The 14,800-nt window shown below is 73.8% G+C and carries 2 protein-coding genes; both read left to right on the top strand.

Translation table 11 applies throughout. From position 1 onward, the window contains the following. The first annotated feature begins 15 nt into the window (after positions 1-15). Positions 16-978: a FecR family protein gene (locus ACEN9J_RS05695; RefSeq protein WP_261205778.1), complete on the top strand. Its 963-nt coding sequence runs from the start codon at positions 16-18 to the stop codon at positions 976-978. 148 nt (positions 979-1,126) lie between these two features. Next, on the top strand, positions 1,127-14,707 hold the full coding sequence (locus tag ACEN9J_RS05690; protein ID WP_413763565.1) for a filamentous haemagglutinin family protein: 13,581 nt from the start codon (positions 1,127-1,129) through the stop codon (positions 14,705-14,707). The last annotated feature ends 93 nt before the right edge of the window (positions 14,708-14,800 follow it).

Genomic DNA, 14,800 nt, shown 5'->3' with positions numbered 1-14,800 from the left:
GGAGATCCCGACGCGATGAAGACCCTGCAACGCGAAGCCCAGGCCTGGGCGGTGCGGCTGGCCTCGGGCCAGGCGAACGAGGACGATGCGCGCGCCTTCAAGGCCTGGTGCGCGCGCAGCCGCGCGCATGCGCAGGCCTTCGCGCAGGCGCGCGAGGTCTGGCGCGCGATGGCGCCGGCCGGCCTGCAGCTGCGCCGGCAGGAGGAGCGCGCCGCGCGCAACAAGCTGCCGCTGCCGGGCCGCCGCGCCTGGCTCGGCGGCGCGGTGGCGGCCTCGGTCGCCTACCTCGCGGTCTCGCCGCCGCTCGGCCTCTGGTCGCCGGTGACCGACTGGAACGCCGACTACAGCACCGCCACCGGCGAGCAGCGCGAGGTGCACGTGGCCGGCGGCGTGGTGCTGCAACTGAACACGCGCACGCGCGTGAACCTGCGCCGCGCGGCGGGCGATGGCGGCGGCGGCGACAGCGTCGAGCTGGTGGCCGGCGAGGCCGAGTTCGCCAACGAGGCCGCGGGCGGCACGCGCTTCACGGTCACGGCCGCGGGCGGCACGGTGTCGGCGCAGCGCGCGCGTTTCAACATGCGCAACCTCGACGGCGAGGTCTGCGTGACCTGCCTGTCGGGCCAGGTCGAGGTGGCGCGCGGCACGCAGCGCGTGCGGCTCGACGCGGGCCGCCAGCTGCGCTGGAGCGCGGCCGGCCTCGGCACGGTCGCGGCGGTCGACACCGGCCCGGTCAGCGCCTGGCGCCGGCGCCAGCTGGTGTTCGACCGGGTGCCGCTGTCGCAGGTGGTGGCCGAGGTCAACCGCTACCGCCACGGCCGGCTGGTGATCACCAGCGCGGCGCTGGGGCGCAGCGAGGTGCAGGCCAGCTTCTCGATCGACCGGCTCGACGACGTGGCCTTCCTGGTGCGCGACGTCTACGGTGCCGAGCTCACGCAGCTGCCCGGCGGCATCGTGCTGCTGGGCCTGGCCAGCACCTGAGTGCCGTGGCCGGGCGCGCGCCGTTCGTGAAGTTTTCGTGACATGGTGCAGTCGCGCCATGGCTTCGCTGTCATAGCTCGGTAGACCACGAGGCCGCGGGCCTCGCGGCATCGATCGAGCAACGCAACACGAACCCATGGAAGTCCGCATGCAACGCAGCAGCACGGTGTCCCGGCGCAACGAGAGCAGCCCCTTTTCCTTCACCCCCCAGACCCGGCTGCGGCCGCTGGTGCATGCCATCGCGCTGATGCTGGCCGCGGGCGCCGCGGTGCCCGCCGCGCATGCGCAGCGCGCCTTCAGCGCCGGCTGGATGGCGCAGAAGAACATGGCGCAGGGCACCGCGCTGGCCACCGGCCGGCTGCCCAACGGCATGCCGGCCTCGGCGCTGGTGAGCCCGCAGGCGCAGCAGCAGCGCGCGGGCGAGCAGCTGCAGCGCTCGATCGGCAACCTGAACCTCGCCGCGCGCGGCATCGCGGCGCAGCAGGCCGCGCAGGAGGCGGCGCGCCGCACGGCGCTGGCCAGCGGGCAGGGCGTGCCCGACGGCATGGCCGAGGGCGGCCTGCGCGTGGACACGGCCAGCCTCACGGCCGGCTGGGCCAATGCCAACGCGCCGGTGGAAACGCGCAGCGGCGGCCAGACGCAGGTGACGATCGCGCAGACCGCGCCGCAGGCGATCCTCAACTGGGAGACCTTCAACGTCGGGCGCAACACCACGGTGAAGTTCGAGCAGCAGCCGAGCTGGGCCGTGCTCAACCGCGTCAACGACCCGCAGGCGCGGCCCTCGCAGATCCAGGGCCGGATCCAGGCCGACGGCACGGTGATGGTGGTCAACCGCAACGGCATCGTGTTCAGCGGCAGCAGCCAGGTCGACACGCGCAACCTGGTGGCCTCGGCCGTTGGCATGAGCGACGCACAGTTCAGGAAGGGGATCTACAGCGATGCCCAGGGCACGAAGTTCGTCCCGAGCCTGGCCAACGACCTGCAGACCACCGCCAACAGCTTCAGCCATGGCGCGGCCACGGGCGACGTGGTGGTCGAGGCCGGCGCGCGCATCGCGACGCGCCGCCCCGAGACGGTGACCGAGGCCGGCGGCTACGTGCTGCTGGCCGGGCGCGAGACGCGCAACCACGGCCAGATCAGCACGCCCAACGGCCAGGTCATGCTGGCCGCGGGCGATGCCTTTGTGATCCGCAAGGGCCTGGGCACCGACGAGAACCAGGCCTCGACCACGCGCGGCAACACGGTCGTGCCGCTGCGCCTCGAGGGCAGCGGCGCCGGGCTGGTGCGCAACACCGGGCTGCTGCAGGCGGAGCAGGGCGACATCACGCTCGCCGGCCGCGACGTGCGCCAGCAGGGCGTGGCGGTGTCGACCACCTCGGTCCACACGCGCGGCACGGTGCACCTGCTCAACGACACGGCCGATGCCGCGGGCAAGGTGACGCTCGAGGCCGGCAGCGTGACCGCGATCCTGCTCGACGAGAGCGCGACCACCGCGCTCGACGTGCAGCGCAACGCGATGATCAAGGACTCGGACAAGGCCGGCGACGGCGTCGCGCACCGGCGCGACCAGTCGCTGGTGCGCATCGCCAGCGGCGGCGAGGTCGAGTTCCTCGGCGACTCGCTCACGCTGGCCACCGGCGGGCAGGTGCTGGTCGATGCCGCGAAGCGCAGCAGCGTGCGCGAGGGCGCGCGCATCGACGTGTCGGGCGCGGTCGGCGTGCGCGTGGCGATGGAGGCCAACAACGTCGAGATCAACGTGCAGGGCAACGAGCAGCGCGACGCGCCGCGCAACCGCGACGGCCGCGCGCTGTTCAACAACAACATCTGGCTCGACCGCCGCTACCTGGTGCGCGTGCCCGCGGGCACCAACGGCTACGAGACCGACCGCTGGTACACCGCGGGCGGCCTGCTCGAGGTCGGCGGCTACCTCGGCATCGCGGGCCACGGCATCGGCGAATGGTCGGCGCAGGGCGGCACGGTGCAGTTCGGCGGCGGCGAGCTGCGCACCGACAAGGGCTCGAGCATCAACCTCGCGGGCGGCACGCTCGACGTGCAGACCGGCAAGATCCGCCAGACCTGGCTCAAGGGCTCGGACGGCCGGCTCTACGAGGCTTCGCGCGCGCCGGGCGACCTGCTCTACACCGGCCTCTACAAGGGCTTCGAATCGGAGCACAAGCGCTGGGGCGTGACCGATGCCTTCTACAACCCGCTGATCGGCGCGAAAGAGCGGATCGAGAACGGCTACACGGTCGGGCGCGACGCGGGCCGGCTGGTGGTGGCCACGGCCAAGGCGCAGCTCGAGGGCGACATCGACTCCAGCGCCTTCCAGGGCCAGGGCCAGACGCAGGCGCGCGACAAGTCCTTCGACGGCTACCGCCAGGCGCAGACCGCGGTGGCGCTGCGCGGGCAGCTGATCGTCGGCAAGCAGACGCCGGTCTACGACAAGGCGACCGAGGGCCTGCGCTACACCGAGGACGCGGTGGCGCAACGCATCGCCATCGGCGGCGCGGGCGGCGAGGACCAGGACATCCACCTCGACGCCGGCTGGCTCGATGCGCTCGAGCTCGGCGCGCTGCGCGTGCATGCCAAGGACGCGATCGCGGTGCGCGAGGCGCTGCGCGTGGCGCCGGGCGGCGACATCGCGCTGCATGCCACGCAGGTGCAGGTCGATGCGGGGCTGGAAGCGCGTGGTGGCGGCATCGCGCTGGGCAACGTGTTCCAGAAGTGGAGCGCGAGCCTGGGCTGGATCGACAGCCTCGCGGCGCCGCTCAAGCCCGAGCTGGCCGCCAACGTGACGATCGCCGAGGGCGTGCTGCTCGACGCGCGCGGCCTGTGGACCAACCTCGCGCTCGACCGCGCGGGCACGGCGGGCGTGCCCTTCGTCGCGGGCGGCAGCATCCGCGTGCAGTCCAGCGGCGACGTGGTGGTGTCGCCAGGCGCGGTGCTCGACACCTCGGCCGGCGCCGTCTACCGCGCCGACCACAGCGTGCAGGGCGGCCGCGGCGGCGACATCGCGCTGGCGGCCAATGCCTATCCGGGCGCGGGCACGAGCGGGCCGGCGGGCGAGCTGGTGCTCGGCGGCGCGCTGCGCAGCCAGGGCATGAAGGGCGGCGGCACGCTGCGGCTGCAGTCGGGCGGCGCGGTGGTGGTCGGCGGCGAGATCGCGGGCGGCCGCGGCGTGCTGGCCGCGGGCGAGGCCGCGCCGGTCGACCTGATCGCGAGCGAGGGCTTCGTGGTGAAGGCCGGTGCCACGCTGCCGACCGATTTCCACTACACGCGCACGCGCGCCCAGCCCGGCGAGGCGCTGGGCGCGGCGCCGCTGGTGGACCGGGCGCGGCCCGAGACCCACCTCACGCTGGCCGCGAACTGGACCCCGCCCAAGCCCGTGGGCAGCAACGACTTCTACACCCTGCAGACCGCGAGCGGCCAGTCCTACTCGTTCTATTCCTGGAGCACGATACCGACGCTGCCCGCGGGCACGGTCATCGTCAGCCTCACGGGCCAGTTCGGCGGCTTCCCGAACGGCTACACGGTGCCGGCCGACGTGTTCCCGCAGGGCATGGGCATCCAGCCTAGCCCGGGCGTGATCAGGGCCGGCACGACGGCGCCGCGCGACCTCGAGTTCACGGCCGGCACGCGCATCGCGGCGGGCGGGCGCTTCGACCGCGACGTGGCGGTCGGCCGCGTGCTGCACATCGATGGCGAGCAACTGCGCGCGGGCTTCTCGCGCTACGAACTGGTCGGCCACCAGGGCCTGGCGGTCGCGCCGGGCGCCGCGCTGCGCGTGGAGATGCCGGTGCTGCGCGCCGACACCACCGCCGCGCGCGGGCTGCCCACGGGCGCCGACACCGCCGGCGTGCTCCAGAGCTGGCTGCCGCCCGAATACACCGAGAACGCGGCCAAGGGCCTGCTGACGCAGCGCCAGGGCGCCGACCTGCAGCTCACGGCCGGCTGGGGCTACGGCTCGCTCGCGCCGCTGGACGTGGGCCGCGACGCGCGCGTGCAGGTCGATGCCGGCCGCGCCATCACGCTCACCGGCAACGGGCAGATCACCGTCGACGGCACGCTGCGCACGGCGGGCGGGCGCATCGAGGTGACGAACTTCGGCTATGGCCTCGACGGCGCCTCGTCGAAGAGCCACGACCGCTCGATCTGGCTCGACGACCATGCGGTGCTCGACGTGTCGGGCGAGGCCCGCATCGCGACCGACGTGCGCGGCCGGCGCTACGGCCTGGTCGGCGACGGCGGCAGCATCCAGATCGGCGGGCGCTACAACGCCAATGCCACCAGCACGGTGGGCGCCGACAACTTCATCGTGGTGCGCCCCGGCGCGCGCCTCGAGGCCTCGGGCACCAGCGCGACGCTGGACCTGCCGCAGGCCGGCGCCACCGTGGTCGCTTCCGACGGCGGCCTGATCTACCTGAGCAGCTTCAACGGCCTGTTCCTCGACGGCACGCTGCGCGCCGCCGCGGGCGGCGCGGGCGCGGCCGGCGGCACGCTGGGCCTGACCCTGGAGGCGCCGGCCTATCCCGAGGCCAACCTGCCCGACGCGCGCGTGCGTTCGCTGCGCGAGATCAAGCTCGGTGCGCAGCAGGGCCCCGACTCGCTGCGCGCCGACCTGCGCCCGGGCCAGGCCGATGCCGCGCTCGCCTACGGCCATGCGCGCATCGGCGTCGACCGCATCGAGGCCGGCGGCTTCGACAACCTCTCGCTGTTGGTCAACGGCGTGATCAGCTTCGAGGACGGCGTGAACCTGCGCCTCGGCCAGGGCCTGCGCATGACCGCGGGCAGCTTCAGCCTCGCGCAGGGCTCGGGCGACGGCTCGCAGGTGCTGCTGGCGGCGCCCTATGTGCGCCTGGGTGGCAATACCGGCCTGGGCCGCGACAAGCACATCCTGCCGATCCCGACGAACACGCGCGTGCCGCGGCTGGCCGCGGGCTCGGACCTGCGCATCGAGTCCTCGGTGCTCGACGTGATCGAGACCGTGGCCTTCGGCACCGCGGGCCCCCAGCCCGAACTCCAGGGCAACGTGCAGGTCGAGCGCGACGGCTTCGAGCACATCGCGCTGCGCAGCCAGGGCGACCTGCGCCTGCTGGCCTCGCTGGTGCGCGACCGCACCTCGCTCGAGACCGCGGGCGACCTGGTGCTCGCGGCCAGCCAGATCTATCCGGGCACCGGCGCGCGCGCCGAGATCCGCGCCGGCAAGAGGGGGCAGGTCGACACCTGGGGCAACTACCAGAACCTGTACGACCCGGCGCGCAGCCTGCGCGTGGAGCGCATCGGCGAGGGCGAGCCCGCCGTGCCGTACTCGGCCTTCGGCAGCCTGCAACTGATGTCGGCCAACATCGACCAGGGCGGCGTGCTGCGCGCGCCGCTGGGCAGCGTGATCCTGGGCCGCCCCGAGGGCCAGGCCGACGACGTCGCCTCCACCGTGCGGCTGCGCGCGGGCAGCATCACCTCGACCAGCGGCGCCGGCCTGGCCATGCCCTACGGCGGCACCAAGGACGGCCTGACCTACATCTACAACGGCACCGACGCCGGCTACGTGGGCCTCGGCGGTTCGGGCATCGCCTTCGGCGGCGTCACGCTGCTCGGCGAGCGCATCGACGTGCAGGGTGGGGCGCTGATCGACCTGTCGGGCGGCGGCATGCTCGCGGGCGCGGCCTTCCTCACCGGCCGCGGCGGCTCCACCGACGCGCGGCTCAACCCGCTGGTGCAAAGCGGCACCGGCCGCGCGGCCTTCGTGCTGCCGGGCCTCGCGACCAACCCGGTCTACGCCATCGTGCCGGGCGCGCAGCCGGGCGCGGCGCCGATCGCGGCCGAGAAGGGCGCGGGCGACCCGATGGTCGGGCGCCAGATCACCGTCGGCGCGGGCGTGCCGGGCCTGCCGCCGGGCACCTACACGCTGCTGCCCTCGACCTACGCGCTGCTGCCGGGCGCCTTCCGCGTCGAGCTCAACGGCCTCGCGGGCGGCCAGGCGGCTTTCGGCGCCACGCAGGCGATGCGCAACGGCTCCTACAGCACCGCGGGCCGGGTCGGCGTCGCCAACACCGGCATCCTCGACACGCTGACCACGCAGCTCGTGCTGACGCCGGCCGACCTGCTGCGCACCTATTCCCAGTACAACGAGACCAGCTACGCCCAGTTCGGCCTCGACTGGGCCGCGCGCGACGGCGTGCCGCGCCCGCGCCTGGAGCGCGACGCGGGCCGGCTGACGCTGACCCCCGGCATCAAGCCGCTGGAGGACCGCGGCGTCCGCATCGCCGAGGGCACGGTGCGGCACGCGGCCGCAACGGGCGGCTTCGGCAGCGAGCTGGTGGTCAGCGGCTCCGGGCGCGCGTTCGAGATCGTGGCGGCGGGCAAGGGCCCGACCGAAGGCTTCACCGGCGTCACGCTCGACGCCGGCATGCTCAACGGCATCGGCGCGGGCACCATGGCCATCGGCGGCGCGCCGGGCTCGCAGTTCGAGACCGGCCGCAACACCCAGTCCTCGTATCTCGCGAGCTTCGGCACGGCCTACCAGGCCGCCAGCGGCATCGTGCTGCGCGAAGGCGCCGTGCTGTCGGCGCCGCAGGTGTTCCTGGTCGCGGGCCAGCGCGACGGCGGCATCGTGCTCGAACAGGGCGCGGGCATCGACACGCTGCGCCGCGGACCGGTCTCCTGGGACTCGAAGGCCGGCTATGTCTTCAAGCCCGGCGATGTCGCGGTGCTCGCCGTTTCCAACGGCTGGCTCGACATGCTGGCCCCGAGCCTGAGCACCGACACCCGCTGGGGCCAGGGCCCGATCCGTATCGGCGTGTGCGAGGGCAGCGTGCGCTGCGGCGGCACCACCACCCTCTATGCCGAGGGCACGATCACGGCCGCGACCGACCGTGCCTTCGAGCTCGGCGACTCGGTGCGCTACGGCGCGCGCAACCTGGTGCTGGCCGTGGGCGGCATCAACGTCGGCAGCGCCGAGGCGCTGGAGCGCGCCCGCGCGGGCGGCGCGCTGCCCGCGGGCATGACGCTCAACCAGCAGGTGCTCGACCGCCTGCTGCGCGGCGACACCAGCACCGGCGCGCCCGCGCTCGAGAACCTGGTGCTGACCGCGCGCGACTCGGTCAACTTCTACGAATCGGTGCGCTTGTCGACGCTGTCGTCCGCCAACGGCCAGCCCTCGCTGGCGCAACTGGTGCTGACCACGCCGGCCATCTACGGCCATGGCGGCGCCGACGACGTGGCGCGCATCGAGACCGACACCCTGGTGTGGAACGGCACGGCGTCGCCGGCCGGCGGCGTGATGAGCGGCGGCGCGGGCACCGGCAGCGGCCGGCTCGAGGTCGACGCGCGCGAGATCGTGTTCGGCTACGCGGCGCAGGCCCAGCCCAAGTCGGTGATCTCGCACGACCGCCTGACCCTGGGCTTCGGCACGGTGGCGCTGAACGCCAGCGAGCGCATCACGGCCAACCACCGCGGCAGCCTCGGCGTCTACCAGTCGCAGGGCGCGTGGAACGAGGCCACCAAGGACTTCGACCGCAGCGGCGGCGAGCTGCTGATCGCCACGCCGCTGATGACCGGCAAGGCCGGCTCGGTCAACGCCATCCGCGCGGGCGGCCGCATCGCGGTGACCACGCCCGAAGGCGCGGTGCTGCCCGCGATCGACGCGGTGGCACCCGAGGCGCTGGGCGCCGAGCTGCGCCTCGACGCGGGCGGGCCACTGAGCTTCGACACCGCGGTGCGGCTGCCCAGCGGCAAGCTGAGCCTGGTCGCGCAGGGCGACCTGCTGCTGGGCGAGCGTTCGATGCTCGACCTCGCGGGCCGGCGCGTCGATTTCTTCGACGTCAGCAAGTACGCCTGGGGCGGCGACCTCGTGCTCGAGAGCCGCGGCGGCAACATCGCGCAGGCGGCGGGCGCGCGCATCGACCTGTCGGCCCGCAACAACCGCGCGGGCCGCCTCGATGCGGTGGCGCTCGACGCCGGCGCGGGCACGGTCGACCTGCGCGGCGCCATCGCGGCCGACAGCAGCGGCTACTACGACGCGGGCGGCACGCTGGTGCCCTACGCGGCGGGCGACATCGAGCTGCGCGCGCAGTCCATCGCCGACTTCCGCGGCCTGAATGCGCGGCTCAGCGAGGGCGGTGCCTTCGGCGTGCGCAGCTTCCAGCTCAAGCGCGGCGACCTGGTGGTCGGCGACGAGCTCAAGGCGCGCGAGATCAACCTCTCGGTCGACGGCGGCCGGCTCACGGTCGAGGGCCGCGTCGACGCCAGCGGCGAGCAGGCCGGCAGCATCCGGCTGGCCGCGCGCGACGGCGTGTCGCTCGCGGGCACGGCGGTGCTCGATGCCAGCGCCAGCGTGCTGCGGCGCGACAGCCACGGCCAGGCGATCGACGCGCCCAACCGCGCGGTCATCGAGCTCGATGCCGGCAGCGGCACGCTCTCGATCGCCAGCGGCGCGCGCATGGACCTGCGCGTGGCCGGTGCCGCGAAGGACTACGGCACGGTGGCGCTCAACGCACCGCGCCGCGGCGCCGACGACGTGGCCATCGAGGCCGCGGGCAGCATCGACATCCAGGGCGCGAAGTCGGTCGCGGTCAACGCCTTCGTCACCGACAAGAGCGCGGCGAAGGGCACGGACGCGAGCGTCGACGGCCGTACCTACCAGGTGATCGACCAGGCCTACCTCGATCGCCTGCACGGTCAGAGCGAGGCCTTCATCGAGGCCGCGCTGCGCAACGGCGCGCTGATCGACGGCCGCCTCGCGGGCCTGCGCGCGCAGGGCGACCGCTTCCACCTGCGCCCCGGCGTGCAGATCGTGACCGACGCCGCGATCAACCCCGATGGCGACCTGCACGTGGACGGCGACATCGACCTCTCGGGCCACCGCTACGCGAGCCTGAACCCGCGCACGCGCAAGACCCTGGCCTACGGCTCGGGCGAGCCGGGCGCGCTGGTGATCCGCGCGCCGGGCAACCTCGAGGTCTTCGGCAGCATCAACGACGGCTTCGACGGCTCGCGCCTCGTGCGTGGCGCCACGCCCGACGACAAGGGCTGGATCCTGCCGAACGGCCGGCTGCCCTTCGGCGGCGACCTCGTGATCCCGCACGGCGGCATGGTCACGCTCGACACCGGCACCGGCTTCGAGCAGGGCCGCACGCTGAACTTCGACCTGCCGGCCAGCGCGGTGACGCTGCCCTCGGGCACGCTGCTGCCAGCGCTGATGGTGCTCGACCAGCCGCTGACCGTGCCCGCGGGCCTGGTGCTCGGCGCGGACGTGCGCGACGCCGCGGGCAAGCTGCTGCACGCGGCCGGCTCGGTACTGGGCGAGCCCGTGACGCTGCCGGCCGGCACGCGCCTGGCCGCGGGCTTCCGTCTGCCGGCCGCGGTGCGCATGGCGGCGGGCATCTGGCCCGCGGGCGTGCCGCTGCCGGTGGGCATGGCGCTGTCGCGCCCGCTCGCGCTGGCCAAGGGCGCGGTGGTGCCCTCGGAAACCCAGGTCAAGCTGCCCGGCGGCGTCGAGATGATCAACCTGCGGCCCGCCGATGCCGACGGCAACCAGGGCCGCACCTGGGCGCTGGCGCCGATGCTGCCCGCCGGCTCGCTGTCGTGGGACCTGCGCCTCGTGGCCGGCGCCGACCTCGGCGCGGCCGACACCCGCCTCGCGCAGCCGCACGCCACCGGCCGGCTGCAGCTGGCCGACACCCACTTCGGCCTCGGTTCGAAGGTCAGCGACGTGCCGGGCACCGGCTCGCCGGCCACCTACTTCTGGGGGCCGGACGCCGGCGCGAAGATGGTGATCGACTTCTTCGGGGAGTACGTGCTGAGCTTCCAGATCGTTCCGGGCACGCCCATGACGCCCGAGCAGATCGACGAGATGCGCATGTGGGGCCTGGTCGGCAACGACCCCGCCGACATGAACGACTACGGCTACGGCGAGTACGCCACCGTCGACAAGCCGGCCGTGCCGCCGGACCGCGTCGCGGCCTACCACCCGGCGCGCGAGCAGATCTTCAGCGTGCTGCGCACCGGCACCGGCGACCTCGACCTGGTCTCGGGCGGCGACATCACGCTGCGCTCGCCCTACGGCGTCTACACGGCCGGCACCGCCACCGCGCCCGGCGTGGGCGGCGCGGCCGACCGGCTCTACGACCAGCAGCGCGGCCTGCTCAAGGACGGCTCGATCCTGTTCTCCGTCGAAGGCAAGCCCTACGAGCCGCTGGTCGACGGCGGCGCGCGCAGCCTCTACGCGGCCTGGTACCCGGAGCAGGGCGGCAACCTGCTGCTGCGCGCCGGCGGCGACCTGCGCGGCGACCTGGTCGGCAGCGGCGGCTCGTTGCGCGTGGGCTTCGAGCTCGCCGAGATGCGCGGCCAGGTCGGCTCGACCGCTACCGGCACCTGGCTCTGGCGCCAGGGCAGCGGCAGCGTCGCGACCGGCGCCGACTCGCTGCCCGCGGCCTGGTGGATCAACTTCGGCACCTACGTGGCGGGCTCCAACGGCGAGTACTACCCGTACCCGAGCAACAGCTTCAACAACGATCCCTACCTCGTGGGCTTCACCGGCTTCGGCACGCTGGGCGGCGGCAACCTGGTGGTGGAGGCCGGCAAGGACGCCGGCATGATCGGCCCGCGCGGCGAGGTCTTCTTCAACGACGGCCCGATGAGAGCCCAGACCTCGCGCGTGCCGCGCAGCGAGGGTCTGCACCTGGCCGTGGCGAGCACCGGCCGCATGACGCCCGGCGGCGAGCTCGTGCTCACGGGCGGCGGCGACCTCGACCTGCGCATCGGCGGCAGCCTCAATCCGAACGCGACGCTGCGCAGGAACGAGCACGACCTCAACAGCACCTTCGTCAACCTGCGCGGCGCGCTGCGCGTGCAGGCCGGCGCCATCGGCGGCCTCGACGTGGGCGCGGGCACGCGCGACCAGCTCGACTCGCGCGGCGGCGACCCCTACAGCAAGGGCCGCGCCGGCGCCAGCGGCGGACCGGTGCTGGTGCTCGGCGACTCGACCGCGCGGCTGGACACGCGCGGCGACCTGGTGCTCGGCGGCGTGGCCGACGCGGGGCGCACCAAGCTGCTCAACAGCACGCCCTTCAGCTACCAGGGCCGGGCCTACGCGGGCGAGGGCTACAGCTGGTTCTCGCTGTGGACGCCCGCCACCGCCGTGGACCTGTTCAGCGCCGGCGGCAATCTCACGCCGACCACCGCCTGGGGCGAGGGCGGCGTGAACGAGGACGTGGTGAAGGCGCGCCGCGACAACAACCTCGGCGCGACCTTCCAGGGGCATTTCTATCCGTCGATCCTGCGCGCGGTCGCGGCCAGCGGCAGCCTCTACTACGGCGTGGGCACCGCGAACCTGCTGGCCAACAACGGCGCGGCCTTCACGCGCACCGAGTTCGGCCTCACGCTCTCGCCGGCACCGCAGGGCGCGCAGTACGCCAACGTCACCGGCAAGGGCGTGCTCGAGCTGCTGGCGCGCGACTCGATCCAGGCCAGCGGCTATGCGATCACCGCGTCGACGGCCGACCCGGCGGCGCTCACCAGCCCGTTCCGCCCGGGCTTCATGGGCGTGATCGCCTACACGGGCGGCGGTCCCTACGGCTTCAGCCCGGTGACGGTGCACAACATGCATCCGTCCGTGGCGAATGCCGAGACCGACTGGCTCATCGGCTTCAGCGGCCGCTACACGAACGCGCCGCTGTTCACCTTCGCGAGCCAGGCCACCTCGGCCTATGCCGCGGCGGGCCAGGAGGCGGCGCGCTACTACGCGGTGGAAGGCGACATCGTCGGCCTGCGCTTCGGACAGGCCGCCAGCCTCGGCTACCTGGGCCGCGACGGCACGCGCTACGACGGCTCGATCCCGGTGGCGGTGCGCGCGGGGCGCGACATCACCGACTCGGGCACGCGCCTGGGCCAGAAGGACACCATCGGCACCGGCCGCGGCAACCTGATCTCGCACGGCCTGGCCGACGACATCTCGGTGATCGAGGCCGGCCGCGACATCCGCCACAGCAGCTTCTACGTCACCGGCCCGGGCCTGCTCGAGGTGACGGCCGGGCGCAATCTCTACTTCGCCGACCGCGGCGAGATCAAGACGCTGGGCGCCGTGGTCGACGTGAAGCCCGGCGACCGCAGCAGCGGCGCCAGCGTGGCGGTGTCGGCCGGCATGGGCGCGGGCGCCGACTGGCAGGCCTTCGCGAAGCGCTACCTCGACCCGGCCAACCTGGCCGATCCGGGCCAGCCGCTGGCCGACCAGCCGGGCAAGGCCGTGGCCGTCTACGGCGGCGCGCTGTCGCTCGCGCAGTGGCTGGCGCGCGAGTTCGGCTACGAGGGCAGCGAGGCCGGCGCCGAGTCCTTCTTGGCGCGCAAGCAGGTGGAGCTCGACCGCGAGCGCCAGCAGGCGCTCTCGCGCGGCGACAGCGCGCCCAACCGCTCGCTGGCGCGCGAGTACAAGGTCGAGAGCCGGCTGCACCTGGTCAACTGGCTCACGGAGCGCTTCGGCAAGGCCAACCGCCTGGGCCTGCATTTCGACGCCGCCACCATGGATGCGCGCGCCTTCTTCGCGGCGCTGCCGCCCGAGCAGCAGCGCGCCTTCCTGCGCGGCGTCTACTACGCCGAGCTCAAGGCCTCGGGCCGCGAGTACAACGAGGAAGGCGGCAAGCGCCGCGGCAGCTACCTGCGCGGACGCGAGGCCATCGCCACGCTGCTGCCCGATACCGATGCGCAGGGCCGCCCGCGCAGCTACGAGGGCGACCTCACGCTGTTCAGCAGCGCGCTCTACATCGACGAGTACGTGACCACCAGCGGCGTCGGCAAGGACCGCCCGACCCCGGGCAAGACCTACATCAGCAAGGCCGAGTGGGAAGCGCTGGGCAGCCCGGGCTACGGCGTGGCCTTCTACGACGTGCTCGACGCCGGCATCCACACCCAGTTCGGCGGCGACGTGCGCATCATGACGCCGGGCGGCCGCACGCTGGTGGGCGTGGACGGCGGCTTCGTGCCGGGTCCGGGCTCGGGCGTGATGACGCAGGGCGAGGGCGACATCGACATCTATGCGCGCGGCAGCATCCTGATGGGCCAGAGCCGGGTGTTCACCACCTTCGGCGGCAACATCCTGGGCTGGTCGGGCGAGGGCGACATCAACGCCGGGCGGGGCGCCAAGACCACCGTGGTCTACACGCCGCAGCGGCGCGTCTACGACAGCGTGGGCAACGTCACGCTGTCGCCCAACGCGCCGACCACCGGCGCGGGCATCGCCACGCTGAACCCGATCGCCGAGATCCCGCCGGGCGACATCGACCTGATCGCGCCGCTGGGCACCATCGACGCGGGCGAGGCCGGTATCCGCGTGTCGGGCAACGTCAACCTCGCGGCGCTGCGCGTGGTGAACGCCGAGAACATCCAGGTGCAGGGCAAGTCCACCGGCATCCCGGTGGTGGCGGCGGTCAACGTGGGCGCGCTCTCGAACGCCAGCGCCGCGGCGGCGCAGGCCGGCATGGCGGCGCAGGACTCGCTGCAGCGCGAGCGCGCCGAGGCGAGGAAGGCCTTGCCCTCGGTGTTCACCGTGCGCGTGCTGGGCTTCGGCAACGAGGCGCCCGAGGGCGCGCCGGCCGGCGGCGGCGGTGCGCGCGAGCGTGGCACCACCGGCGCCGCCTACGACCCCAAGGGCGTGGTGCAGGTGCTCGGCGCGGGCGCGCTGACCACCGCGCAGATGCAGTCGCTGACGCCGGGCGAACGGCGCAACCTCAAGCAGTAGCACGAAGGACCGCGCGGCTCGCGCCGCGCCAATCCAGGAAGGGCCTCCCGCGTGGAGGCCCTTCTTCTTATGTGCGTCGACGACCCCGTGCAG

The organism is Variovorax sp. Varisp41 (assembly GCF_047325085.1).
Lineage (GTDB): Bacteria > Pseudomonadota > Gammaproteobacteria > Burkholderiales > Burkholderiaceae_C > Variovorax.
Note: the sequence above shows the minus strand (reverse complement) of the source record. Positions and strands in the feature narration are given on the sequence as shown.